At 56.8% G+C, this 24,120-nt stretch carries 24 protein-coding genes; 11 read left to right on the top strand and 13 right to left on the bottom strand.

What is annotated here, in order from left to right:
- Positions 1 to 134: 134 nt before the first annotated feature.
- Complete coding sequence (gene radC, locus U738_RS00745) at positions 135 to 809, bottom strand: RadC family protein (RefSeq protein ID WP_035576539.1); 675 nt, start codon at positions 807 to 809, stop codon at positions 135 to 137.
- Positions 810 to 983: 174 nt separating this feature from the next.
- Between radC and coaBC the strand changes: the two genes are divergently transcribed.
- The 5 genes from coaBC to slmA all read left to right on the top strand — a co-directional run bounded on the left by coaBC (position 984) and on the right by slmA (position 5,854).
- Positions 984 to 2,291 carry a bifunctional phosphopantothenoylcysteine decarboxylase/phosphopantothenate--cysteine ligase CoaBC gene (gene coaBC / locus U738_RS00740; protein WP_035576538.1) on the top strand — a complete coding sequence of 436 codons (1,308 nt, stop codon included), beginning with the start codon at positions 984 to 986 and terminating at the stop codon, positions 2,289 to 2,291.
- A complete protein-coding gene (dut, locus tag U738_RS00735) occupies positions 2,288 to 2,746 on the top strand; it encodes a dUTP diphosphatase (RefSeq protein WP_035576537.1) in 459 nt (152 codons plus the stop codon). Before coaBC ends, dut begins: the two co-directional genes overlap by 4 nt.
- A gap of 61 nt (positions 2,747 to 2,807) precedes the next feature.
- Positions 2,808 to 4,193, top strand: coding sequence for a phosphomannomutase/phosphoglucomutase (locus U738_RS00730; protein WP_035576536.1), 1,386 nt, complete (start codon positions 2,808 to 2,810; stop codon positions 4,191 to 4,193).
- Between the two features lie 133 nt (positions 4,194 to 4,326).
- Positions 4,327 to 5,226 carry an acetylglutamate kinase gene (gene argB / locus U738_RS00725; RefSeq protein ID WP_035576535.1) on the top strand — a complete coding sequence of 300 codons (900 nt, stop codon included), beginning with the start codon at positions 4,327 to 4,329 and terminating at the stop codon, positions 5,224 to 5,226.
- A 19-nt stretch (positions 5,227 to 5,245) separates the two neighbouring features.
- Positions 5,246 to 5,854 (top strand): nucleoid occlusion factor SlmA, encoded by a 609-nt coding sequence (slmA, locus tag U738_RS00720; RefSeq protein ID WP_035576534.1) that lies wholly within the window; start codon positions 5,246 to 5,248, stop codon positions 5,852 to 5,854.
- 104 nt (positions 5,855 to 5,958) lie between these two features.
- On the opposite strand, the gene rpoH is transcribed toward slmA, so the two are convergent.
- From rpoH to ftsY, 4 genes are all read right to left on the bottom strand, one after another.
- Positions 5,959 to 6,825 carry an RNA polymerase sigma factor RpoH gene (gene rpoH / locus U738_RS00715; protein ID WP_035576533.1) on the bottom strand — a complete coding sequence of 289 codons (867 nt, stop codon included), beginning with the start codon at positions 6,823 to 6,825 and terminating at the stop codon, positions 5,959 to 5,961.
- A gap of 181 nt (positions 6,826 to 7,006) precedes the next feature.
- Complete coding sequence (gene ftsX, locus U738_RS00710) at positions 7,007 to 8,050, bottom strand: permease-like cell division protein FtsX (RefSeq protein ID WP_035576532.1); 1,044 nt, start codon at positions 8,048 to 8,050, stop codon at positions 7,007 to 7,009.
- Positions 8,047 to 8,715, bottom strand: a complete 669-nt coding sequence (gene ftsE / locus U738_RS00705; RefSeq protein WP_035576531.1) for a cell division ATP-binding protein FtsE — start codon at positions 8,713 to 8,715, stop codon at positions 8,047 to 8,049. The genes ftsX and ftsE overlap by 4 nt, the downstream gene beginning before the upstream one ends.
- Positions 8,712 to 10,022, bottom strand: coding sequence for a signal recognition particle-docking protein FtsY (ftsY, locus tag U738_RS00700; protein WP_035576530.1), 1,311 nt, complete (start codon positions 10,020 to 10,022; stop codon positions 8,712 to 8,714). The genes ftsE and ftsY overlap by 4 nt, the downstream gene beginning before the upstream one ends.
- Before the next feature lie 90 nt (positions 10,023 to 10,112).
- Between ftsY and rsmD the strand changes: the two genes are divergently transcribed.
- Together rsmD and zapB are read left to right on the top strand one after the other, a co-directional pair.
- Complete coding sequence (rsmD, locus tag U738_RS00695) at positions 10,113 to 10,757, top strand: 16S rRNA (guanine(966)-N(2))-methyltransferase RsmD (protein WP_035576529.1); 645 nt, start codon at positions 10,113 to 10,115, stop codon at positions 10,755 to 10,757.
- A 120-nt stretch (positions 10,758 to 10,877) separates the two neighbouring features.
- Positions 10,878 to 11,072 (top strand): cell division protein ZapB, encoded by a 195-nt coding sequence (gene zapB, locus U738_RS00690; protein ID WP_035576528.1) that lies wholly within the window; start codon positions 10,878 to 10,880, stop codon positions 11,070 to 11,072.
- 23 nt (positions 11,073 to 11,095) lie between these two features.
- Here the strand turns inward: zapB and rimI are convergent, their stop codons facing one another.
- The 7 genes from rimI to prfB form a co-directional block, all read right to left on the bottom strand.
- Entirely contained in the window at positions 11,096 to 11,539 is a 444-nt protein-coding gene (gene rimI / locus U738_RS00685) for a ribosomal protein S18-alanine N-acetyltransferase (protein WP_035576527.1), read from the bottom strand.
- Positions 11,539 to 12,387 (bottom strand): hypothetical protein, encoded by an 849-nt coding sequence (locus U738_RS00680; RefSeq protein ID WP_035576526.1) that lies wholly within the window; start codon positions 12,385 to 12,387, stop codon positions 11,539 to 11,541. Before U738_RS00680 ends, rimI begins: the two co-directional genes overlap by 1 nt.
- The gene (locus tag U738_RS00675; protein ID WP_035576525.1) at positions 12,384 to 12,692 is read right to left on the bottom strand and encodes a BolA family protein; all 309 of its coding nucleotides are present in this window, start codon (positions 12,690 to 12,692) and stop codon (positions 12,384 to 12,386) included. Before U738_RS00675 ends, U738_RS00680 begins: the two co-directional genes overlap by 4 nt.
- A gap of 41 nt (positions 12,693 to 12,733) precedes the next feature.
- Entirely contained in the window at positions 12,734 to 14,137 is a 1,404-nt protein-coding gene (locus U738_RS00670; RefSeq protein WP_035576524.1) for an MFS transporter, read from the bottom strand.
- Between the two features lie 134 nt (positions 14,138 to 14,271).
- Positions 14,272 to 14,658 carry a hypothetical protein gene (locus U738_RS00665; protein WP_035576523.1) on the bottom strand — a complete coding sequence of 129 codons (387 nt, stop codon included), beginning with the start codon at positions 14,656 to 14,658 and terminating at the stop codon, positions 14,272 to 14,274.
- Between the two features lie 63 nt (positions 14,659 to 14,721).
- Positions 14,722 to 16,233, bottom strand: coding sequence for a lysine--tRNA ligase (gene lysS / locus U738_RS00660; RefSeq protein ID WP_035576522.1), 1,512 nt, complete (start codon positions 16,231 to 16,233; stop codon positions 14,722 to 14,724).
- A 34-nt stretch (positions 16,234 to 16,267) separates the two neighbouring features.
- Positions 16,268 to 17,366 (bottom strand): peptide chain release factor 2 gene (gene prfB / locus U738_RS00655; protein ID WP_144810681.1). Its coding sequence is split into 2 segments (ribosomal slippage): positions 16,268 to 17,290 and positions 17,292 to 17,366, totalling 1,098 coding nucleotides; the frame shifts between segments, so codons are not numbered across the junction.
- Between the two features lie 227 nt (positions 17,367 to 17,593).
- On the opposite strand from prfB, the gene U738_RS00650 reads away from it, so the two are divergent.
- The 4 genes from U738_RS00650 (at position 17,594) to U738_RS00635 (ending at position 22,691) form a co-directional block, all read left to right on the top strand.
- Entirely contained in the window at positions 17,594 to 19,174 is a 1,581-nt protein-coding gene (locus U738_RS00650) for a peptide ABC transporter substrate-binding protein (RefSeq protein ID WP_035576520.1), read from the top strand.
- An 83-nt stretch (positions 19,175 to 19,257) separates the two neighbouring features.
- Positions 19,258 to 20,187 carry an oligopeptide ABC transporter permease OppB gene (gene oppB, locus U738_RS00645; protein WP_035576519.1) on the top strand — a complete coding sequence of 310 codons (930 nt, stop codon included), beginning with the start codon at positions 19,258 to 19,260 and terminating at the stop codon, positions 20,185 to 20,187.
- Positions 20,180 to 21,058 (top strand): ABC transporter permease subunit, encoded by an 879-nt coding sequence (locus U738_RS00640; protein WP_081899005.1) that lies wholly within the window; start codon positions 20,180 to 20,182, stop codon positions 21,056 to 21,058. Before oppB ends, U738_RS00640 begins: the two co-directional genes overlap by 8 nt.
- Before the next feature lie 19 nt (positions 21,059 to 21,077).
- Positions 21,078 to 22,691 (top strand): ABC transporter ATP-binding protein, encoded by a 1,614-nt coding sequence (locus U738_RS00635; RefSeq protein WP_035576517.1) that lies wholly within the window; start codon positions 21,078 to 21,080, stop codon positions 22,689 to 22,691.
- Between the two features lie 84 nt (positions 22,692 to 22,775).
- Here the strand turns inward: U738_RS00635 and U738_RS00630 are convergent, their stop codons facing one another.
- The gene (locus U738_RS00630; RefSeq protein WP_035576516.1) at positions 22,776 to 24,107 is read right to left on the bottom strand and encodes an OmpP1/FadL family transporter; all 1,332 of its coding nucleotides are present in this window, start codon (positions 24,105 to 24,107) and stop codon (positions 22,776 to 22,778) included.
- Between the last annotated feature and the right edge of the window lie 13 nt (positions 24,108 to 24,120).

Raw genomic sequence — 24,120 nt, 5'->3', positions numbered from 1 at the left:
AAGTTTAAAGGTGGCACTTTATACCAGAGCACTCGACTTGCAGCAAGCAAAACCCACAAAAAAGGCTGAAAAAGCGCTTTTCTGCTCATTTTACTTAGTCAGCACTGCATTGAGCAGTGCATCTTTGGTGCTGCTTATAGCCAGCCGCGCTCGGCAAAAGAAATCACTTCTCCATCCCCCACCACGAAATGATCTAACACGCGCACCTCAAAGAGTGCCAGCGCGTCTTTTAAGCGCTCCGTGATACGTCGATCAGCATCGCTTGGCTCTGCCACACCCGAAGGGTGATTGTGAGCCAGGATAACGGCGCCTGCGCTAAGTTCTAATGCGCGCTTGGCAACTTCGCGGGGGTAAACAGAGGCGCTGTCTAGGGTACCGCGAAACAGCGATTCATAGCGAATAATTCGGTGCTGGGTATCCAAAAAAAGCACCGCAAACTCTTCATGCCCTAAATGACGTAGCTGCGAACTCAGGTAATGACGCACCAAGGCCGGCGATGTTAGCGCATTGCCTCGCGCTAACTGGCTGGCTAAATGGCGCCGCGATAGCTCAAGCGTTGCCTGAAGTTGGGCGTACTTGGCGCTGCCTAACCCACGGGCAGTACAGAAGCTTGCCTGATCGGCCTCTAGCAGTTGGCGCAGACCACCGAAACTACTGAGTAAATCCCGCGCCAAGTCGACCGCTGAACGCCCCTGCACGCCAACACGCAAAAAAATTGCCAACAGCTCCGCATCTGAGAGTGCCTGAGCTCCCGCATTTAACAATTTTTCCCGGGGCCGCTCACCTTCCGGCCAGTGATTGATTCCCATCGCACCCTACCCGCGCTGTCCACCTTTATTGCTTCAAGCCCGCCTCATCGAACTGATACTTGCAGCAACAAGCTCATTAAACCTAGCTTAACCTTGTTTGCACCTAATATGCCAAATTGTTGGTGCCAATGGTATGGTAAGCCTCCTTACGCATGTGAAGATGGATCACTGACCATGGCCTCTGCTGTTAACTCGACAAGCACCTCGAGACTTGTAGGCAAACGGGTACTGCTCGGCGTCAGTGCGGGTATCGCTGCCTACAAAAGCGCGTTGATTGTGCGCCTGCTCAAGCAGGCGGGCTGCCATGTGCGCGTGGTGATGACCAGCGGGGCACAGGCTTTTATTACCCCGCTCACGCTCCAGGCGCTCTCCGGCGAGCCCGTGCGCACCTCCTTGCTCGACCCCGAAGCCGAAGCAGGCATGGGGCATATTGAGCTGGCTCGCTGGGCAGATGTGGTGCTGGTCGCTCCTGCCACTGCCGACCTGATCGCCCGCTTGGTGCACGGCATGGCCGATGACCTGCTCACCACGCTCTGCTTGGCCTCAGAGGCGCCCAAACTGATTGCCCCGGCGATGAATCAGGCCATGTGGCGCCACCCTGCTACCCAGCGCAACGTACAGCAGCTGGCGGATGATGGCTGGCAGCTGATTGGCCCCGCCGCCGGAGATCAAGCCTGTGGCGACGTGGGGCCTGGCCGCATGAGCGAACCTGAAGAGATATTTAGTGCCCTAACGACGCTGTTTGCAGCCTATCTCGCCGATGCTCCGCACAGCACTGCCCCCCATGTGGTGATTACCGCCGGCCCTACCCGGGAACCGCTGGATCCAGTGCGCTACCTCTCCAATCACAGCTCGGGAAAAATGGGCTTTGCCTTGGCCGCAGCGGCAGCCGCGCAAGGCGCCAAGGTCACGCTGATCAGTGGCCCGGTTAACCTGTCCACCCCTCAGGGCGTGACGCGCATTGACGTTGAGTCCGCCGAGCAAATGCACAATGAGGCGCAGCGATTAGCGCCTCTTGCAGCGCTGTTTATCGGCTGCGCGGCGGTCGCTGATTATCGCGTGGCAGCGCCTGCCGGGCATAAGCTCAAAAAGCAGGACGATAGCGATACGCTTACCCTGACGTTAATTAAAAACCCTGACATTATTGCCAGCATCGCGGCACTGCCCGCCGGGCAGCGCCCGCTGGTGGTGGGTTTCGCCGCCGAAACCCAAGATGTAGAGCGCTACGCACGGGATAAATTACAGCGCAAAGGGCTGGATATGATCGTCGCCAACGATGTTTCCCAGGCGGGCCTGGGGTTCGGCAGCGACCAGAATGCTGCGTTGCTGCTATGGCGCACCGCAGAAGGCGTTGAGAGCCGTTCTGAATCAGCCCAACCGAAGTCCCAGCTGGCCACTACCATCATCCACCAAGCGTTCGCCCTGCTACCTACGCAAGCAGCGCCCCAAATATCTTCCAACGCTTCCGGAGAGCCCCAATGAGTGCCCGCCCCCGCCTGCAATGCAAAGTATTAGACGAGCGTTTGCATGACTACATGCCGCACTATGCCACCGAAGGCTCGGCGGGAATGGATCTGCGCGCCCTGCTGGATGAACCGTTACCATTAGCCCCCGGCGAATGCCAGCTCGTACGCACCGGCATTGCCATCTATATTGAAGATCCGGGCTTGGCGGGCATGATTCTGCCGCGCTCCGGTTTGGGGCATAAACATGGCATCGTGTTGGGCAATTTAGTCGGTTTAATCGACTCTGATTACCAGGGCGAACTGATGATTTCGGTCTGGAACCGTGGTCAGAGCACGTTTACGCTAGCCCCATTTGATCGACTGGCACAGTACGTGCTTGTGCCTGTGGTACAGGCCGAACTATCGCTGGTGGACGCTTTTGAAGATTCCTCACGAGGCAGCGGCGGGTTTGGCAGTACGGGCAGTCAGTAGCGAGTGATCACGTCTGCTTAGCCGATCTTTTAAGGAAACGTCTGTTTAGCTGGGAAGCCCTATGAACGCACAGTCTGTACCCGCTTCGATTTTCCGCGCCTACGATATTCGCGGTATCGTTGACGATACGCTCACTGAAGAGACAGTAGAAATGATCGGGCGTGTTGTCGGCTCTGAGGCCGCCGCGCGGAGCGAATCCAGCGTTGTCGTTGCCCGCGACGGTCGCCTTTCAGGCGCCCGGCTGCAAGCAGCGCTGATGCGTGGCCTGAACGCCGCAGGGCGCAACGTGATCGATATCGGCATGGTGCCCACCCCGGTGCTCTACTTCGCCACTCATATACTGGAAGGCACCCAATCAGGCGTGATGGTCACCGGTAGCCACAACCCGCCTGACTACAACGGTTTTAAAATTGTGCTGGGTGGCGAAACCCTCTCCGGTGATGCCATCACCGCCCTGTTTGAGCGCATTCAGTCCGGCGCGCTGGAAACTGGACAAGGCAGCATCACCCGGCAGGATATCCGTGAAAGCTACTTAACGCGCATTTTAGGTGACGTTAAGATCAATCGGCCGATCAAAGCCGTCGTCGACTGTGGCAATGGGGTAGCAGGCGAGCTCGGCCCGCAGCTGCTGGCCCGCTTAGGTATTGATACCCTCCCCTTGTTCGCCGAAATCGATGGCCATTTTCCCAACCATCACCCTGATCCTGGCAAGCCAGAAAACATGCAGGACCTGATGCGCAAGGTGCAAGAAACCCAGGCCGACATTGGCCTGGCCTTCGACGGAGATGGCGACCGCCTGGGTGTTGTAACGCCCTCGGGTAAACTGATCTATCCCGACCATCTGCTGATGGTATTTGCCACCGATATGCTCGCGCGCCAGCCTGGCGCGAAGGTTATTTTTGATATTAAGTGCACCGGCAACCTGGTCAAAGTGATCAGCGAGGCAGGCGGCGAACCGGAAATGTGGCGCACCGGGCACTCAATGATCAAGGCACGCATGAAAGAGACTGGCGCCCAGCTTGGCGGTGAGATGAGCGGGCACATTTTTTTCCAAGAGCGCTGGTACGGCTTCGACGATGGCCTCTATGCCGCCGCTCGGCTGGTGGAAATTCTCGCCAACCAAGCCGACGATGCGGATACGTTTTTTGCCCGCTTCCCCCAAGACGTTGCCACCCCGGAAATTAATATAGCGGTTAGCGACGCTGACAAATTTTCTCTGGTGGATAAGCTTGCTCGCGAGGGCGACTTCGGCGAAGGTATTAAAACGACGCTGGACGGTATCCGCGTTGACTACCAGGATGGCTGGGGGCTGTGTCGCGCCTCCAACACCACGCCTGCACTGGTTATGCGCTTTGAAGGTAAAGACGATACCGCCCTGGCACGCATCAAAGCAGTTTTTAACGACGCGCTACAGCGTATCGCGCCAGATATTGAGCTACCCCACTAAACAGGCAGCTCTAAAGTTAGCTCTTCAAATAGCTCGGCGCTGAAGGGATCGCGACCACCTAGAAAGCGCGACCCTCATCACTCAATCAGCATCAACGTTAGCAGCATAATAAACGTTAGCAAGGGACAACCTCATGAGTTCAGCCAGTCGCGACCCCCAGGTCGTTGTGGAGGTGCTTTCCGAAGCCCTCCCGTATATTCAGCAGTTCTCGGGCAAAACTGTGGTGGTCAAATACGGCGGTAACGCCATGACCGAAAGCACCCTCATTGACTCCTTTGCCCGCGACATCGTGTTAATGAAGGAAGTCGGCATTAACCCGGTGGTCGTGCACGGCGGCGGACCGCAGATCGGCGAACTACTCAAAAAGCTCAACATTGAGTCGCGCTTCGTCAACGGCATGCGGGTTACCGATTCACAAACCATGGACGTCGTGGAGATGGTGCTGGGCGGTTTGGTCAACAAAAGCATCGTCAACCTGATCAACCAGAGCGGTGGCAAAGCGATCGGCCTGACCGGTAAAGACGGTTCACAAATTCGCGCTCGCCAGCTCAAGGTAGAGCACCAAAGCCCCGAAATGACCGCCCCGGAAATCATTGATATTGGTCATGTGGGCGAAGTGGAGTCGATCTCAACCGAGCTTATTGAGATGCTGGCGGCACGCGACTTTATCCCGGTGATTGCCCCAATTGGCGTCGACGCCGCAGGACATAGCTACAATATCAACGCTGATCTGGTCGCGGGTAAGATTGCGGAAGCGCTCAATGCTGAAAAGCTGATGCTGCTGACTAATGTCGCTGGATTAATGAATGCCGAAGGCGAAGTCCTCACCGGCTTAAGTACCGCTCAGGTGGATGACCTGATCGCCGATGGCACGATTTATGGCGGCATGTTGCCCAAAATCCGCTGTGCACTGGATGCGGTAAAAGGTGGCGTTAATAGTTCGCATATTATTGATGGCCGTGTCCCCCACGCAGTGTTGCTGGAAATTTTCACCAATGCTGGGGTAGGTACTCAAATCAAGGACGCGAGCTAACCGCGACGGAGGCCACATTATGAGCGAAGATCGCAAACCACGCCGCCGCGAGCAGATTCTCCAAGCCCTGGCGTTAATGCTTGAGGAAGATAGCGGCAAGCGCATTACCACAGCCGCTCTCGCCCGCCAGGTCGGCGTTTCAGAAGCGGCGCTCTACCGCCACTTCCCCAGCAAAGCGCGTATGTTTGAGGGGCTGATCGACTTTATTGAAGAGAGTATTTTTGCCCGCATCACGCGCATTCTGGAAGACGTTCCAGACGCCACCACTCGCTGCGGCACCATACTTGCACTGCTGCTGGGCTTTGCTGAAAAAAATCCTGGTTTGGCGCGGGTGATGGGCGGCGACGTGCTCACCGGTGAAACCGCAAGGCTACGACAGCGGGTAAACCAGCTGTTTGAGCGCCTGGAGATGCAGCTTAAGCAGATCCTGCGCGAAGCCGAGATACGTGAAGGGCTGCGCCCCACGATCCCCGCCTCTGCCGCTGCCAACTTGCTGGCGGCCCAGGCGGAGGGGCGAATTTCACAGTATGTGCGTAGCGACTTTAAGCGCCTGCCCACCGAACACTGGGAAGATCAGTGGTCACTGCTGTCAGCTCAGTTACTGCGTGCCACGGCGCAGCCTGCTTAAGCTAAAGTACTGATAGAAGCACCAAGCGTCCGCTGTAAAAAAACCGGCTCCTTTTACAAGGGCCGGTTTTTTAATGCGACTGGGGTAAAGACCGCTAAGCCTGATTACGCAGCCAGCGTGTCGCCCATTTTCTGACGCAGCTTTTTCATGGCATTTTTTTCAAGCTGACGAATACGCTCGGCGCTGACCCCGTAAACATCGGCCAGATCATGCAGCGTCTCTTTGCTATCGGCCAACCAACGGCGCTGCAGAATATCTCGCGAGCGCTCATCCAACCCCTCAAGGGCAAGCTGTAAACGGCGCGTCGAGTCTTCCTCGAAGTTGCTATCTTCCAGCTGTGTGGCAGGGTCGGAAGCAGCATCGTCCAAGAAGTGCACTGGCGCTTGATAAGTGCTCTCTTCATCATCGCCTGCCGGTGCGTCGTAACCCGCATCGTAAGAAGAGAGCCGCCCTTCCATATCGCGCACGACCTCAGGTTTGACGTCGAGGTCTTTAGCAATCGCATCGACTTCGTCGTTATTCAACCAGGCCAGACGCTTCTTGGCACCACGCAAATTAAAGAACAGCTTACGCTGAGCTTTAGTGGTCGCGATTTTAACGATTCGCCAATTGCGCAGCACAAATTCGTGAATTTCCGCTTTGATCCAGTGCACGGCAAAAGAGACCAAGCGAACGCCCTGATTGGGATCGAAGCGCTTGACGGCTTTCATCAAGCCGACGTTACCTTCTTGGATCAAATCTGCCTGGGGCAACCCATAGCCCGAATAGCTACGCGCGATATGCACCACAAAGCGCAGATGCGAAAGTACCAAACGCCGAGCGGCTTCCAAATCGCCCTCATCGTAGAGACGATAGGCAAGCTCGCGCTCTTCATCGGCTGTTAATACCGAAATTCCATTGACCGCGCGGATATACCCGCCGAGGTCGCCGCCGGGTGAAAGTTGCCCCACCGGTAGAAGACTAGTGCTCATGTGCAGGTGGTCTCCCCTGTAACCCATCGTGGTTGACGTAGCACGTTATCAATAACCTATTACAAAACCGTGATACTAATTCGGTGATACGAAATCTGTGGTACTGAGACCTTAACGCAAGCATAAAGTTCGCACGTTAAGTAATTCAGCCGTATCGCATTAGCCGCCTAAAACGCATCCATCATCTTGGCCGAATGCTTGAGAGATGACGTGTCACCGCCAACCAAGCACCCAGCCAGCCTAATAGTGTACTGCAAGATAGCAGAATTGTAGAGCCTGTCACGTCGAGTTGGGGTAACGAGAAGCTCGCCCCGTAACTCGCCGCCAGCGCAGCGACCGGCAGTGACAGCCAGTGATTGCCCACACCTAACAGCCCCAGCGCTAACAGCCCACCGCCCAGCCCGTACCAAGCGCCGCTATATAGGAAAGGCCGCCTAACAAAGGCATGGGTCGCGCCAATCAGCATCACCACTTCAATTTCCCGGCGACGACTCTCCACCGAGAGGCGAATGGTATTGCCGACCACCAATAGTACGCCCAACCCAAATAGCGCGCCCAGCGCTAGTGCCACACGGCGGCCTAATTCTGCCAGATTTCGCAACCGCTCGACCCAGGCCAGGTCAAGGCGAACCTCATCGATACCAGCAAGCGTTTCAAGGCGGGCAGCCAACTGTTGCATGGCGGCAGGCTCAACGCTTTCTGGGCGCACCACTATACTGATAGGTAGCGGGTTGCTCTCCAACCCCGCCAGAGCATCATCAATCCCCAGCGACTGCTGAAACTCCGCCATGCCTTGCTCGGCGCTGATCAGCTGCGTCTCGAGCACGCTCGGCTCCGCGTCGACCGCCTCTTCGATACGCAGCGCTTGAGCATCATCGGCGCTCAATTCCAGGTAGACCGTTAAGGTGGCGCTCTCATCAAGCTCCGCATCCAACAGACGCGCGCTATCCAGGGTTAGCCACAGCGCGGCGGGCAGCACCAGCGCAATAGCAATCGCCAGCATGGTCAGTAGGTTGCCCAGCGGATAGCGCACTAAGCGCTGAAAGCTATCCCACGCCATGCTGCGGTGGTGACGCCCCCAAGCCCGTAAGCGGCTGGAAAAGCGCGTCTGTTGCGATCTGGCGCCCCGCTGGGGGACTTTATCGACCGCTGGTTTAGTAGCGGCTTTGCGCGGCGTCTTTAATGCCGCTCCCTGTCGACGCTTTGGCGTTGTGGACGGCTTCATACCGCCCCCTCATCGGCGACCAGACGGCCATCGCTTAAGCGCAGGATACGGTGGCGTAGTCGAGCAATCAGGGCCAGGTCGTGACTAGCGATCATCACCGTGGTACCAATCCGGTTAAAGTCCTCAAACAGTCCCATGATGTCCGCTGAGAGCTGGGGGTCCAGGTTGCCCGTTGGCTCATCGGCCAGCAGCAGCGCAGGCTTATTGACCACCGCCCGGGCAATCCCCACCCGTTGCTGCTCGCCGCCCGACAACTCGATAGGCAGGGCTTTTTCACGATGCAACAGCCCCACTTTATCTAACGCAGCGCGCACGCGCCGGGCAGCCTCACGGGGCTCTACGCCCTGAATTTCCAGCGGCAGGGAGACGTTGTGAAAAATACTGCGATCAAAGAGCAGCTGGTGATCCTGGAAGACCACGCCAATTTGACGCCGATAGAACGGCACCTGACTGGCATGTAGTTGGGCAATATCGTGGCCCGCCACAACAACACGCCCCCGGCTGGGCTTTTCAAGGCGCATCACTAAGCGTAGTAGCGAGCTTTTACCCGCCCCGGAGTGGCCGGTCAGAAACACCATCTCGCCCCGGGCAACCCGAAAGTTAAGATGCGCCAACGCCTCGAAGCGTCCGCCGTAGCGCTTTCCCACATGCTCAAAAGCGATCATGCGCTGGCATCGTCCCCTTGGCGGTCAAACAGCGCTTGGACAAAATCATTGGCCTCGAAGGGGCGCAGATCGTCGATGCCCTCCCCCACGCCAATAAAGCGAATCGGCGTTTCCAGTTGTTTAGCCAGCGCGAAAATAATCCCGCCTTTGGCGGTGCCGTCCAGCTTGGTCAGCGTGATACCACTGACCGGCACGGCGTCGTTAAAGGTGCTGGCCTGGGAGATAGCGTTTTGGCCAGTGCCCGCATCCAGTACCAGCATCACTTCGTGAGGCGCGGTGTCATCTAGCTTCTGCATCACCCGGTGGACTTTTTTCAGCTCTTCCATCAGGTGGCTTTTGTTATGTAGCCGACCGGCGGTATCGGCGATCAGCACATCAACTCCTCTCGCAGTAGCGGCCGCTACCGCATCGTAAATCACCGAGGCGCTGTCAGCGCCGGTGTGCTGGGCGATCACCGGCACCTTGTTGCGCTCGCCCCATACTTTGAGCTGCTCGACAGCCGCTGCACGGAAGGTGTCACCGGCCGCCAACATGACGCTCTTGCCTTCGCGCTGAAAGCGCTGGGTGAGCTTGCCGATGGTGGTGGTTTTACCCACGCCGTTAACGCCCACCACTAAAATGACAAAAGGCCCCGTGCCCGATTTTTCAAGCACAAGCGGCTTGGCGACCGGCGCCAGCATAGTGGACAACTCTTCCTGCAAGCCACGGTAAAGCGCTTCGGGATTGTTCAACTCTTTGCGCGAGATACGCGCTTCCAGGCGGCCAGTAATCTCGCTAGTGGCGTCAATCCCCACATCGGCCATCAATAGCTGCGTTTCCAGATCTTCCAACAGTTCGTCATCGATCTGTTTTTTACCTAGGAACAGATCGGCGATACCGTCGGTTAAATTGGCGCGGGTTTTCCCCAGGCCTGACTTGATACGCGCAAACCAGCCTTTCTGGTCGCCTTTGGTGGCCACCGGCTTGTCTTGCAAGGCGGGCGTCGGCTCTGGCTCTGGCTCTGGCTCTGGCTCTGGCTCTGGCTCTGGCTCTGGCTCTGGCTCTGGCTCTGGCTCTGGCTCTGGCTCTGGCTCTGGCTCTGGCTCTGGCTCTGGCTCTGGCTCTGGCTCTGGCTCTGGCTCTGGCTCTGGTAAAGTTTCCGGCGCTTTTGAAGTCTCTTCAACCGCTTCAGCTGCAGCGTCAGACGTCGCAGTGTCCACCTCATCGGGTTGATTTTGCTGCTGCTCTTCCTCTTGATGCGCCTGCTGCGGGTCTTGAGGCGACTGCTGCTGATCCTGCTTATTCTTACGCTTAAAAAAACCAAACATGAGTGTTACCCGACATAAATAGTGAACATTAGGGTTATGCTAACACCGTAACCCAAGACTTTGGATAAGCAGCCCGCTACAATCCGCTTTATGACACGACAACGCTCCCCCCGATCCTCCGCTTCCCGCCGCACACCTGCTCAGCGGGCGGGCAAATCACCTGGCAAGCCACTCGGTAAGCCATTAGGTAAGTTACGCATTATCGGCGGCGAATTCCGCCGCCGCCAGTTGCCTGTGCTGGATAGCCCCGGTCTGCGGCCAACCCCCGACCGCGTGCGTGAAACGCTGTTTAACTGGCTGGGGCAGCAGCTTTACGGCCAGCAGGTACTCGATCTATTCGCAGGTACCGGCGCGCTGGGTATTGAAGCCCTGTCCCGTGGCGCTGCGGGGGTCGATTTTGTCGAGCGGGATGCGCGGGTGGCGGCACAGCTGTCGACCAATCTGGCAACGCTCAATATTACCGCAAGCGCAGTGCATGTTAACGATGTTCAGGCCTACCTGGCGCGCCCAGCCAAGCCCTATGCGCTGGCCTTTCTCGACCCTCCTTTCCATCAGCAGCTAGCTGCACCCTGCTGCGCTGCTTTGGAAAGCGGCGGCTGGCTAGCGGATAGGGCGATGGTTTACCTGGAAACCGAGGCATCTCTGCCCCCCGAAGTGCCCGCCAACTGGCAGTTACACCGCGAAACCCAGGCGGGAGAAAGCACCGCAAGGCTCTATCTACGTCAGCAACCTTAAACAGCGCTTGCCGCCACGCGGCGGTGGCGTTACGCTCGCCTCATTCGTCCCTACTGACAAGCTTTGCGCTTGTTTTTTTGAGCTTATTTTTGCTTAACATTTTATGCTATGGAGCTATACATGAGTCTGGAACTATTTAACCAGCTTGAACAGAAAGTCACCGATACCGTTGATGCACTGGAAATGATGAAACTGGAAAATGAGGAGCTGCGCGGCGAAAACGCCAAGCTTAAAGAGGAACGTGAAGAGTGGGAACGTCGCCTCAATGGCCTACTCAGCAAATTCGACAGCCTCGAAACATCCACCACGTCCTAACCGCCTGATAGATACGTTGCTGCCTAGAGCACCAGAGACATCAGCAGCGCATCCTCGCGCCCGGCGGCCCCTTTTGCCGCTGGGTAGTAGCCCCGCCGACAGCTATCTTCGCTAAATCCACAGCGTTGATAGAGCCGTATGGCGCTAAGATTACCCACCCGCACTTCGAGCAGCAGCCGCTCACTGAGCCAGCCTTTTGCTATCGCCAACACGGCATCCATCAACGCCAGGCCCGCGCCACTTCGGCGACACTCGGGTAAAACCGCGATCGCTTGCAGTTCCGCTTCAAACGGCAGTCGTACCACGATGGCATACCCTAGCAGCTGTTCATCTTGCCACCAGCCCAACACGCAGGTGTCCTGACTGCCCAAGGACTCAAGCATTTGCGAGTCGGAGGTGCCACTTTGCGCCTGACGCTCAAGCGTAATAAGTAGCGTCAGGTGCTCAACATTGAGTTCAGCGATCATTAGCTGTCTGCCCTGCACTTGGACGCCCACTGCTGACCTAGCGTTTTCAGCGCTGGCCAGAGGTCGCGTTTACGATGGGTACCGTCGAGCAGCGACGCAAGCGCAGGACCCTGCCATACAGGCAACGCGAGCGTCTCGCTCTGCCCTTCGGTGACATTCAGAATGCGATCCAGCGGCGCCTGGTCAGGCCCCAACTCCCCCCACCAGAGAAGCCGCTCTAGCTGCCACCCCTGCCGACTCGCGCCGCCAGCGATAAAGGCTGCCAGACCTTCGCGGGCTTCATCTAGCGGATCTTCTACCGCAAAGGCGTTGGCCATTTGCGGCCAGGTGAAGTGGCTCGCTTCCGGCAGTGCGCCCGGCTGAATATCCACGGCCTGTAGCAAGTTAGCCAGCAGCTGCTGCTCAAGCACGCTCATGGCGCCTGCCTGCAATACCAGCCAGCGCCCCTCTAGACATACACACGAGAGTGAGAACGCCAATGGTTTGGCGGGCTTGTCAGTGGCTGCTTCAGCGGCCGTAACAGATTGCTCAGCCATCGGGTTGGCTGGCCCCGGTTTGTCTTGACCCAACAGTGCCCGCACCGCCGAGGGCGAGGCAATGGTCTCAGCTGAGGTTTGAGTTTCAGACGAAGGGGGCGCGGGTGCTTGGGGTTTAGCCGTTTGACGCCTAGGTGCGGGGGCGTCGTCCAGCAACGCCTGCAACCGCTCCCGGGGCGGCGTCGGGGCAGGCGTCGTCTCCTCCCACTCACAGGCCTCAGTAGGTAGTGCGTTAGGCAACTGGTATTTGGCAGCCCAGGCAGTAATGCCCATGGCATCCAGATAGTGGCGCCGTGTGACTTCCTGGTTCACTGACCGCCGCCGAGGCAGTTGGGTGAATTCGGGCGTTCCCCGCCCCGCGCCTGCCACTCATTGGGCGTATAAAGATGCAGTGCCAACGCATGCACCGGGCCTGAAAGCTCATCGGCCAACAGCGCATAGATTTGCTGATGGCGCTTCACCGGCATCATACCGTCGAAGGCGTCGCTCACCAGGGTCACCTTGAAGTGGGTTTCCGAGTTAGCGGGCACGCTGTGCATGTGGCTTTCATTTTCTACCTGCAGCACGTCGGGCGCGAGCGCCGTTAACTTCTGCTCAATCTGTGTCTGCAGCGTCATGAGGTTCTCCTTGAGATCACAAACCACTTTATTGTACGCGCTTACTGCCCCTTAGACGATGCCCTCCGGGCGTGTAACGCGCGTCTTGCCAGCGGCATACGCGCAACGCTTGCCAATAGCGCCAGCAGCGTGGTCGCAGCCCCCAGCCAGAGCGTTACCTGTACCGGCCACCCGAGCGCCAGGGCTGCGCCGACCAACGCCACCCCAAACGACTGCCCTACGGTGCGCGTAGTGCTCATTACTCCCGAGACGTTGGCGCTTCGCTCCGGCGGCAGGCTGCCCATCATTTCGCGATTATTGGGCGGCTGAAACAGCCCGAAGCCAATGCCGCATAGGGCGGTACGCCATAAACTTCCCGCGACACCGGTCGACTCATCCACTAGCGCCAGCGCTATCAGGCCAATAATGAGTAGCCCAAGCCCGGTGCTGGAGAGGATGCTAGGGTTAATATGGTCAGCCAAGCGGCCAGCAATGGGGCCAACGAGCATGATGGCCAGTGGCCAGGGGGTAAATAGCCAAGCGGTTTCCAGTGGTGAAAAGCCCATCTGCTCCTGATAGAAAAATGACAGCGCCACAAAGGTAAGCCCCTGGCCGATAAAAGCAAGCCCAGAAGCAGAGACAGCCAGTGTAAAACGCGGCTCAGCAAAGACGCTAAGGGGCAGTAGTGGATAAGGCGCGCGGCGCTGACGAGCAATAAACCCGACGCAGGCCAGCACCGTCAGTAGTGCCCAACCCCCGCTTTGCCACAGCGGGGCGGCGTGGCTTACGGCGTCCATGGCGATAAAGAAACTCGCCAGCATAACGATGGAGAGCATCGCCCCGGCCACATCAAAACCGCCTTGACGACGCTCTTCACGGGGTAACGCCCGCTTGGCCAGCCATAGCGAACAGAGCCCCAGCGGCACATTGAGCGCAAACAGCCAGGGCCAATCGGCAAACGACAGGATCACGCCGCTGAGCGTGGGCCCTGCTGCGTAGCCGCCGGCCACGACCAATGCACTCAAGCCAAGGGCGCTGCCCAACAGCCGCGAGGGGAAAATCGCCCGATAGAGCGACGGGCCAATCGACAGCGTGGCGGCGGCACCCAACCCCTGAAAGGCACGAAACACCAGCAGCGTTTCCAGGTTGCGCGACAGCGCCGCCCCCAAAGCTGCCGCCACAAAGGTGGCCAACCCAAACAAATAGAGCCTACGACGAGTGATTAGCTCACTAATGCCCGCGAACACCAGCAAAAATGCCGCACACACGACTTGAAACAGGTTGGTAATCCAGACTGCCCGGGAAGCGGACACATTCAAATCAGCCGCAATGGTGGGCAGTGCCAGATTGATCATGGTGGTGTCGACCACCGCCATCAAGGTGCCGGTCACCAGTGCCAGCACAGCAAGGGCGCGTTCAGGGCCGGGTAAACCATCATCTCCCGGACGGGTTTCAAACAGTCGCATGGGTGGCGTCCTAAGCGAAACAGCTAAAAGCAGAAAACCGGCCTAAGCCGGTTTTTCGATACACTTGCGCTAGGTGTTACTTGGAAAGTCAGCTAGCAAGCGCCAGGCAGAGCCCAATATTAGCACGCTAATAGCTAATCCTGCTCACTATCGAGCAGCAGCGCATCATCAACTTCTGAAATCTCTAACGCCGTTTCGTCATCCAGGTCGATGGCCAGATAGCTGTGTTCGACACGCACAAATTCCTGGAACAGGGCCCAGTCCAGCTTATCCGGCCACTGGCGTTCATCCTCTTCCCAAGCGCGCAGCTCAGTCTCAAGGATTTCCGCGTAACGCTCGCGCACGAAGGTTTCCAGCGCTTCTGGGGTATCCATCTCTGGGATCAGGTAAATGGTACTTTCACGTTCGACGTCGTCCAGGGTCAGGTCGTCGTCTCCCATGGTGGGTTCCAGCGCGTTGATCCAGTCCACAAAGGGCTGGGTCGGCCTGACGCTCAGTGCGGAGCGGTTAAGCAGTTTCATGGGATTCTCCTCGCCGTCGAAACGTTGACCATTATGGGCGCTATAACGCGCCCTTACCAACTTTTAGTCCACTTCAGGGCGCATCGCCGGAAACAGCAGCACATCACGAATCGAAGCACTATCGGTGAAAAGCATCACCAGGCGGTCGATCCCGATGCCTTCACCGGCGGTGGGCGGCATGCCGTACTCCAAGGCACGCACGTAATCCGCGTCGTAATACATCGCCTCTAGATCGCCGGCGTCCTTTTCCGCCGACTGGGCACGGAAGCGCTCCGCTTGGTCTTCAGCGTCGTTGAGCTCCGAGAAACCGTTGGCGATTTCGCGACCACCCACAAAGAACTCAAAGCGGTCAGTGACGAAGGGGTTGGCATCGTTACGCCGTGCCAACGGGCTAACTTCCGCCGGGTATTCGGTGATAAAGGTCGGTTGATCAAGCTTGTGCTCGGCCACCTCTTCAAAGATCTCCGTTTGCACCTTACCCAGGCCCCAGCTCCCTTTGACCTTGATGCCGAGCTTTTCAGCAGTGGCCCGCGCCGCTTCCAGCGAATCCAAATCACTGTCGGCAATGCCGTCACCGTGATCAAGAATCGCCTGACGCAATGTTAAGCGGGCAAAAGGTTTGCCGAAATCGTAGCTGGCGCCCTGATACTCAATGATAGCGCTACCGAGCACTTCTTCGGCCGCTGTGCGCAGCATGGCTTCGGTCATATCCAGCAGGTCACGGTAATCCGCATAGGCCCAGTAGAACTCTACCATGGTGAACTCTGGGTTGTGGCGGGTCGAAAGACCTTCGTTACGGAAGTTGCGGTTAATCTCGAACACTTTTTCAAAACCGCCCACCACCAAACGCTTGAGATAAAGCTCCGGCGCGATACGCAGATACATATCGATATCCAACGCATTGTGATGGGTAATGAAGGGGCGCGCCGCCGCACCGCCAGGAATCGGCTGGAGCATCGGCGTTTCCACTTCCATAAAGCCGCGGGCTTCAAAGAAGCGGCGCATGGAGCTGATGACCGCTGCGCGGGTTTCAAACACCTTACGCGACTGCGGGTTCATGATCAGATCCACATAGCGCTGGCGATAGCGGGCTTCCATATCGGTCAGGCCGTGAAACTTATCCGGCAGCGGGCGCAGGCTCTTGGTGAGCAGCTGCGCCTCTTTCATCATCACGTATAGATCGCCCTTGCCGGATTTATGCACCGGCCCGTGGGCAGCGACGATGTCACCGATATCCCAGCTTTTAACGTCTTCCAGTATGTCGGCGGGCAGGCCCTTTTTATCCACGTAGAGCTGGATTTGCCCGGCCACGTCCTGAATGACGATGAAGGGGCCACGTTGACGCATCACACGACCCGCCACAGCGGCGTGGTGATCCAGTGCTTCAAGCTCAGCCTTGTCTTTATCGCCAAAGGCGTCTTGCAGCTCAACGGTTAAGCTGTCGCGGCGAAAATCATTGGGAAACGCACTCTTTCCCTGCTCAGCGGCGCGCTCGCGGCGAGCAGTCAACTTGGCTCGGCGCTCGGCAATCAGGTGGTTTTCGTTGTCTGCAGGAGACGCGTCTTGGTTAGCCATGGGGCACCCTGTTCATGTTCAAACGCTAAAAAGATTACAAACCTTGCTTCAAGCTGGCGACGATAAATTGATCAATATCCCCGTCGAGCACTTTATCGCAGTTACTGGACTGCACGCTGGTGCGCAAATCCTTGATGCGCTGATCATCCAGCACGTAAGAGCGGATCTGGCTGCCCCAGCCGATGTCAGCCTTGGAGTCCTCGGCCTCCTGCTTGGCGGCGTTGCGCTTTTGCATCTCGTGTTCCCACAGCCGCGCTTTCAACTGCTTCATGGCAAAATCGCGGTTGGCGTGCTGGCTGCGTTGCCCCTGGCAAGCCACCACGATACCGGTCGGCTCGTGGGTAATCCGCACGGCCGAATCGGTGGTGTTTACGTGCTGACCGCCCGCGCCGCTTGAGCGGTAGGTATCAACGCGCAGATCCGAGGGGTTAATCTCCACCTCAAAGCTGTCATCAATTTCCGGGGACAGAAATACCGATGCAAAGGAGGTATGCCGACGGCCACCGGAATCAAACGGGCTTTTACGCACTAGGCGGTGCACGCCGGTTTCGGTACGCAGCCAGCCGAAGGCGTAATCGCCTTGGATATGCACGGTGGCCGACTTAATGCCCGCCACTTCGCCAGCAGAGATTTCGGTGATATCGGCTTTGAAGCCGTGACTCTCCGCCCAGCGCAGGTACATGCGCAATAAAATATTGGCCCAATCCTGTGCCTCGGTGCCGCCGGAGCCGGACTGAATTTCCAGGTAGGCGTTGTTCTGATCCATTTCACCGGAGAACATACGCCGAAACTCAAGCTTCTCTAACGCCGTCTGCATGCTGTCCAGCTCTTTGCACACTTCTTCGACGGTGCCTTCATCCTCTTCCATTTCTGCAAGCTCCAGCAGATCCCGGCTATCGCCAAGGCCCTGCTCAAGTTCATCAATGGTGGCCACTATGGCTTCGAGGGAGGCGCGCTCTTTGCCTAACTTCTGCGCGTAGTCTGGATCGTTCCAGACATTGGGGTCTTCCAGTTCGCGGGTGACCTCTTCTAGCCGATCTTTCTTCTCGGCATAGTCAAAGATACCCCCTAAGAACGTCTGTCCGCTCAGACAGGTCCTTGAGCTGGTTGTGAATCGGATTGGTTTCCAACATGGGATCGCCCTAGCTTGGTCTACTCGGATCGTACAGAGGTGTATCGATCAGAAAAGCGCATAGTGTAGCGAAATTGGCTTCCAACAACCATTAGCCCCGTCACTATCGAAATTGCGTATAGCTACATGTGTAATTTCTGATAGACGCCTGCTTTTCACCGATGCTAGTACTTAATTGGAGTTTAGATCTTCAAACAACCGTATTAGAACAATATTGGAGGGATCAATATGCTTAAAAATCGCACTCTCATGGGCCCTGTGGCGATAGCGTTGGCTTTTGGCTTTACCGCCCCTCTTCAGGCGGATACGCTCCGCTTAGCGATTATGGGCGAACCCGCTTCTTTAGATCCGCATAAAATCAGCGGCACCTGGGAAAACGATGTGGTGGGTGACCTTTTTGAAGGTCTAGTCACTGAAGCAGCCGATGGCACTCGCATTCCCGGTGTTGCAGAATCCTGGGAAGTCTCCGCTGACGGCACGGTGTACACTTTCACGTTGAGAGACGATGCCAAGTGGTCGGACGGCGAACCAGTGACGGCTGACGATTTTGTTTTCGCCTTTCAGCGCATTTTATCGCCAGCCACCGCCGCTAATTACGCCTATCTGCTGTACCCGATTAAAAATGCCGAAGCTGTCTATGCGGGCGAAGCCGATACCAGCACACTGGGTGTCGAGGCCCTGGACACGACCACCCTGCAAGTAACCCTTGAGCGTTCAACACCTTACTTTTTAGACCAGCTTTCCCACTATACCGCCTACCCGGTGCCCAGCCACACGGTAGAGACTTTCGGCGACGACTGGTCTCGCCCGGGCAACATGGTCTCCAACGGCGCTTTCCAGCTCGAGGAGTGGCAGTCACAAACGCGCATTACAGCAACACGCAACCCTCATTTTCACGACGTTGACAATGTCGCCCTGGAAGAGGTCGTCTACTTCCCCATTGAAGAGCGCAATACGGCGCTGAACCGGTTTCGCGCAGGCGAAATCGATATCGCGCGGGAGTTCCCCACCCAACAGTACGACTGGCTGATGGATAATCTACCCGAGGCGGTTCAGGTAGCCCCTTACCTGGGCATCTATTACTACGTTTTCAATGCCCGAGACGGCCATGCGACTATTGATCCACGTGTACGTGAAGCGCTTAGCCTAGCCGTTCGCCGCGAAGTCATCACCGACCAAATACTGGGTACCGGCGAAGTACCGGCTTACAGCTTTGTTCCACCCGATGTCAGCCACTATGAAGCGCCCACAGTCAGTTTCGCCGAGCTATCTCAAGAGGAGCGATTAGAGCGTGCACGTGAATTGCTCCAAGAGGCAGGCTATGGCCCGGATAATCCGCTGGAGCTCATGCTGCGCTATAACACCAGCGAGGACCATCGCAAGGTCGCCATCGCCATTGCTGCCATGTGGAAGCCCCTGGGCGTCGAGGTTGAACTCTATAATTCGGAGGTGGCCGTTCACTACTCGGATATTCGTCAGGGCGACTTCGACGTTGCTCGAGCCGGCTGGATTGGTGACTACAACGACGCCCAAAACTTCCTGAGCCTGCTGGAAAGCAACGTATCCAATAATTATGGCGCCTACAGCTCGCCTGAATTTGATGCGCTGATGAGCGAAGCCGCTAATACCCAGGACCTGGATAAGCGAGCCGAGATCATGGCCGAGGCAGAGACCATTGCCCTGGAAAATAGCGCCACGCTGCCGATCTACTACTACGTCTCGCGCAACCTTGTCAGCCCCGACCTGTCCGGCTGGGAAACCAACATTGAAGATATCCATCGCTCACGCTGGATTCACTTCGACGATTAATTCCCTTTAGTTCGTTGTTTTTTTCATCACAACTGACTGCCGCTATATCCTCAGGCCTTCGGCCTGAGGAACGAGGCTCGATAATGCTCAGCTACACTCTAAAGCGCTTACTTCAGGCGATCCCGACGCTGTGGATTGTGATTACGCTGTCGTTCTTTTTAATGCATCTGGCCCCCGGCGGGCCTTTCGACGGCGAGCGTCAGCTCCCGCCGGAAATCGAGGCCAACTTAATGGCCTCCTATGGCCTGGACAAACCCGTCTGGGAACAGTATCTCACCTACATGGGCAACCTGCTCCAAGGCGACCTTGGCCCCTCGTTCAAATACAAGGATTTTTCAGTTACCGAGCTGGTCGCTCAAGGCTTTCCTGTCAGCCTGGAACTCGGCCTATGGGCAATCGGCCTCGCACTCCTGGTCGGCATTCCCATGGGGGTTATAGCGGCGCTTAAACGCAACTCCACCATTGACTATATGGTGATGGGCACGGCGCTGGCCGGGGTGGCCATTCCCAACTTTGTAATTGCCCCGCTACTGGCACTGGTATTCGGCGTATTTCTGGCCTGGCTACCGGTCGGCGGTTGGAACGACGGTCATTGGAAGAACATGATCCTTCCCGTGGTGGCACTCTCTATTCAGCAGATTGCGTATATCGCGCGAATGATGCGCGCCAGCATGATTGAAGTACTTAGTAGCCATTTCATCCGCACAGCCCGAGCCAAAGGCCTTAGTGAGAGCGAGGTGATCTTTCGTCATGCCCTGCGCCCATCAATGCTCCCCGTAGTCTCCTACCTAGGTCCCGCCATTGCCGGGATTATTACCGGCTCGGTGGTCATCGAGCAGATTTTCGGGATACCGGGTATTGGCCGCTATTTCGTCCAGGCGGCGCTCAATCGCGATTACACCCTGGTAATGGGCACCGTCGTCTTCTACGGCGGCCTGATTGTTCTTTTCAACCTAATCGTCGATTTACTCTACTCGGCTCTGGATCCGCAAATTCGCTATGATAATGAATAATGCAACGTCGGCCCCTCCGGTCGCCAGCAACAGCCTAGCCCGCGAAGCATGGCGGCGGCTTCGACAAAACAGTGCGGCGACCGCAAGTCTTGTGCTCCTCATCGTCATTTCCCTGGCCTGCTTATTGGGCCCCTGGTTAACCCCCTGGGCACTTGATGAAGTGGACTGGAATGCCTTTTTGACCCCACCAAGTTTAGAGAGTGGCCACTATGCGGGCACTGACGCCAATGGACGCGACTTGCTCACACGGGTATTTCATGGGGGGCAGATTTCGCTATCCGTCGCCTTGATGGCAACCCTTGTTTCGCTGGTGATCGGCGTCCTTTACGGCGCGATTGCCGGCTACGTGGGTGGCCGGGTTGACAACTTGATGATGCGCTTTGTCGACATCATGTACTCGCTGCCATTTATGTTTATGGTCATCCTGCTGATGGTGGTATTTGGGCGGAATATCCTGCTGATCTACGCTGCCATTGGCGCTGTTGAATGGCTCGACATGTCGCGCATAGTGCGCGGACAGGTGCTCGCTTTAAAACGCCGCGAGTTCGTTGAAGCCGCCCATGCGCTGGGCGTAAGCAGCTTTAAGATCGTCACACGCCACCTGATTCCCAATGCTATTGGGCCGGTGATCATTTATGTCACTCTCACCGTCCCCAAGGTCATTTTGCTGGAAAGCTTTCTCTCCTTTCTCGGCCTCGGCGTGCAAGAGCCCCTGACCAGCTGGGGAGTACTGATCAGCGAAGGCAAGGACATGATGGAAACGGCGCCGTGGATGCTGATTATTCCCTCTGCGTTTCTGGCCACCACGCTGCTGTGCCTTAACTTTTTGGGGGACGGTCTGCGAGACGCCCTTGATCCCAAGACGCGCTAGCAAAACGCAAGGAATCTTCATGTCACAGCCACTGCTGGAAATTGACCGTCTGCGGGTCGACTTCGACCTTCCCAATGGCACCGTTACGGCTGTCAAAGACGTTAGTTTTACTCTTCATAAAGGCGAGACGCTGGCTTTAGTCGGTGAATCAGGCTCAGGTAAGTCGATTACATCAACCGCCGCGATGGGGCTACTCCCAGAACTAGCTCGTGCCACCGGCACCATTCGCTGGCATGGCGGTTCCGGTGATGAAAATTTGCTCACCATCAGCCGTAAGCGCCTGCGGGCCATTCGTGGCAATGAGATCTCCATGATATTCCAAGAGCCGATGACCTCGCTCAACCCGATGCACCGCGTGGGTAGACAGATTCGTGAAGTCCTGCATAAGCACACGCCCTTGCGAGGCAACCATGCTTACCTGCGGGTACTGGAACTACTCGAACAGGTGGGGATTCCCGAGCCTAAACGTCGCATCGACAGCTTTCCTCACGAGCTTTCCGGTGGCCAGCGCCAGCGGGTAATGATTGCCATGGCGCTGGCCTGTGAGCCTCAGTTGCTGATTGCTGATGAGCCGACCACCGCTCTTGATGTGACCGTCCAGGCACAGATTCTCGCGCTGCTTAAAGACCTCCAGGCCCGTTATGGCATGGCCATCTTGTTTATCACCCACGACCTGGGGGTTGTCCGACACTTAGCCGATAGCGTGTGCGTCATGCAAAACGGCGAAATCGTCGAAGCGGAGGCCACCAAGGCGCTGTTTCAATCCCCCCAGCACGCCTATACCCGAATGCTGATTGACGCCAACCCAAGTGGCCATAAGGCGCCTGTTCCCGACTCAGCCCCCATCCTGCTCACAGCGCAAAGTATTGGCGTTCGCTTCCCGATCAAAAAGCGTCTGTTTGGCCCAAACCGCTATTTTGAGGCGGTGAAAAACATCGACCTCACGCTGAGGCAAGGCCAAACCTTAGGCATCGTGGGCGAATCGGGGTCAGGAAAAACTACCTTAGGCCGCGCGCTACTTCGGCTGGTAAAGAGTCACGGCAAGATACGCTTCGATGATATCGACGTTGCCCAACTTGACCGCGCAGGAATGCGCCCGCTGCGATCACGCATGCAGGTTGTCTTTCAAGATCCCTTTGGCTCGCTTTCCCCGCGTATGACAGTAGGTGAGATTATCGGCGAGGGACTACGCGTTCATCAGCCACTGCTGGGGCGCGCCGAACGCGATGCCCTGGTTATTCAAGCCCTAGAAGAAGTCGCCCTGGACCCCGTCCACCGACACCGCTACCCCCACGAGTTTTCCGGCGGACAGCGGCAAAGGGTTGCCATTGCCCGGGCATTGGTCGTCAAGCCCGAGTTCCTGCTGCTTGATGAACCAACGTCTGCCCTTGACCGTTCAGTTCAAATGACCGTTATTGAGCTGTTACGGGATTTGCAACAACGCCATGGACTGACCTACCTATTTATTAGCCATGACCTCGCCGTGGTACGCGCGCTAGCCGATGAGGTGATCGTCATGCGACAAGGCGAAATCATTGAGCAAAGCGACACGCAATCACTGTTCAACGCTCCCCGCGAGACCTATACCCGCGAACTGATGCGCGCTGCATTTCTAGATAGCCCTGGGATATAGACTTGTAAACTTTCGCTTTTACCCTCGCATCTAATAAAAAACCCGGCGTGCGCCGGGTTTCATTGGGGTTTAGCTCTCTCAAGCTTAAAAGCGATAGGTTAACTGCGCACCAAAACCGTGGGCTTCGTTTTTGTAGTCGGCTGAGTAGGACGCGCCGCCTGCACCTTGGAGCAGATCGTTACGATCCTGTTCAACAAAGGTGCCTCGCTCCGTGAGATAGGAGTACGCCACGTCAATGGTCATATCAGGCGTTGGGCTCCATCCTGCCCCCAGCGAGAAAATACGCCGATCGTCAGAAGGAATACGCACGCTGCGGTCTTCATCATTGGTGGGTGTAAAGTCCAACGTTACCCCAGCACGAAGCGCTAATGTCTTCGTTAACTGATACTCGCCGCCGGTGGCAAACGCCCAGGCGTTTGAATAGTTCTGAACTTCTTGGGTAATCGTATCGCCTTGGCTACCGGTAACCAAAATTTGATCAAATTGGCTCCAGCGAACCCAGGACGCCCCGAACATCAGTTTGAGGCGATCGGTCATCTGCTGGGTTACGGAGAAGTTAACCGTCTCTGGGGTGGTTAAATCCAGGTTCGCGGTATCTGAGCGAAGGACATTACCCAGGGGATCGGTAGCGCTAAAATCCCCTTCCAATGTGTAGTCTACTTTTGAACGGTAAGTCAGACCCAAGGTGGTTTCGGGTATCGGGCGATAGATCACGCCTAAGTTGTAGCCCCACGCTTCGTCTTCGCCGTCAACGCGCGAGTCGATGTCGGTAGCTGGATTAAACGTAGCCTCAGAGGGTAGCTGGCGACGCAGTTCACCTTCTACTTGGTTGTAGGTAATACCCGCACCAACCGACCATTGATCGTTAAAGCGATAAGAAACCGTCGGCTGCGCACTGATCACTTTGACTTCGGTATAGTCGCCAAAATAGCGTCCCTGGAAATCATCTTCGTAGTCGGTTTTGGAGCCAAAGGGTGCATATACCCCGAACCCAAACGCTAACTGATCAGTCACTGGCTGCGCATAGAACGCAAAAGGAATGGGAGTACCTGGCACCATATCGCCATCATTCCCCCCAGGAATGCTGCCGATGGGAATCTGATTGCCATTGGGGGCGCCACCAGCAGCCACGCCCGAATCAATAAAGCGGCTAGCTTCGACATTAGAAAGATCAGTATTTACGTTTAGATAGGTTCCCCCAACCGTCACTTGCGCACGATCCAAAAACGACATACCTGCAGGGTTACCGTACACAATGGTTGCATCATGGATATTAGAGCTGCGCCCGGCATGGCCATAGCCCTGGCCACTCACGCTCTGCTCGTTGACTTGATACCCGCCCGCGTGGGCTTGGCTGGCGAAAGCAACCGCTGCAATAGCAGCGGCCAGGGTTAGCTTATTAAAGTTATTATTCATAGTGGGCCTCTCT

Origin of the sequence: Halomonas sp. TG39a, assembly GCF_000744395.1 — a bacterium.
Classification (GTDB): Bacteria; Pseudomonadota; Gammaproteobacteria; order Pseudomonadales; family Halomonadaceae; genus Vreelandella; species Vreelandella ventosae_B.
The sequence above is the reverse complement of the archived record's forward strand: the minus strand, read 5'-3'. Positions and strand labels throughout refer to the sequence as shown.

Coding starts and splice junctions, on each gene's coding strand:
- radC (WP_035576539.1), bottom strand. CDS start 809: ATGGGAATCAATCACTGGCCGGAAGGTGAGCGGCCCCGGGAAAAATTG.
- coaBC (WP_035576538.1), top strand. CDS start 984: ATGGCCTCTGCTGTTAACTCGACAAGCACCTCGAGACTTGTAGGCAAA.
- dut (WP_035576537.1), top strand. CDS start 2,288: ATGAGTGCCCGCCCCCGCCTGCAATGCAAAGTATTAGACGAGCGTTTG.
- U738_RS00730 (WP_035576536.1), top strand. CDS start 2,808: ATGAACGCACAGTCTGTACCCGCTTCGATTTTCCGCGCCTACGATATT.
- argB (WP_035576535.1), top strand. CDS start 4,327: ATGAGTTCAGCCAGTCGCGACCCCCAGGTCGTTGTGGAGGTGCTTTCC.
- slmA (WP_035576534.1), top strand. CDS start 5,246: ATGAGCGAAGATCGCAAACCACGCCGCCGCGAGCAGATTCTCCAAGCC.
- rpoH (WP_035576533.1), bottom strand. CDS start 6,825: ATGAGCACTAGTCTTCTACCGGTGGGGCAACTTTCACCCGGCGGCGAC.
- ftsX (WP_035576532.1), bottom strand. CDS start 8,050: ATGAAGCCGTCCACAACGCCAAAGCGTCGACAGGGAGCGGCATTAAAG.
- ftsE (WP_035576531.1), bottom strand. CDS start 8,715: ATGATCGCTTTTGAGCATGTGGGAAAGCGCTACGGCGGACGCTTCGAG.
- ftsY (WP_035576530.1), bottom strand. CDS start 10,022: ATGTTTGGTTTTTTTAAGCGTAAGAATAAGCAGGATCAGCAGCAGTCG.
- rsmD (WP_035576529.1), top strand. CDS start 10,113: ATGACACGACAACGCTCCCCCCGATCCTCCGCTTCCCGCCGCACACCT.
- zapB (WP_035576528.1), top strand. CDS start 10,878: ATGAGTCTGGAACTATTTAACCAGCTTGAACAGAAAGTCACCGATACC.
- rimI (WP_035576527.1), bottom strand. CDS start 11,539: ATGATCGCTGAACTCAATGTTGAGCACCTGACGCTACTTATTACGCTT.
- U738_RS00675 (WP_035576525.1), bottom strand. CDS start 12,692: ATGACGCTGCAGACACAGATTGAGCAGAAGTTAACGGCGCTCGCGCCC.
- U738_RS00670 (WP_035576524.1), bottom strand. CDS start 14,137: ATGCGACTGTTTGAAACCCGTCCGGGAGATGATGGTTTACCCGGCCCT.
- U738_RS00665 (WP_035576523.1), bottom strand. CDS start 14,658: ATGAAACTGCTTAACCGCTCCGCACTGAGCGTCAGGCCGACCCAGCCC.
- lysS (WP_035576522.1), bottom strand. CDS start 16,233: ATGGCTAACCAAGACGCGTCTCCTGCAGACAACGAAAACCACCTGATT.
- U738_RS00650 (WP_035576520.1), top strand. CDS start 17,594: ATGCTTAAAAATCGCACTCTCATGGGCCCTGTGGCGATAGCGTTGGCT.
- oppB (WP_035576519.1), top strand. CDS start 19,258: ATGCTCAGCTACACTCTAAAGCGCTTACTTCAGGCGATCCCGACGCTG.
- U738_RS00640 (WP_081899005.1), top strand. CDS start 20,180: ATGAATAATGCAACGTCGGCCCCTCCGGTCGCCAGCAACAGCCTAGCC.
- U738_RS00635 (WP_035576517.1), top strand. CDS start 21,078: ATGTCACAGCCACTGCTGGAAATTGACCGTCTGCGGGTCGACTTCGAC.
- U738_RS00630 (WP_035576516.1), bottom strand. CDS start 24,107: ATGAATAATAACTTTAATAAGCTAACCCTGGCCGCTGCTATTGCAGCG.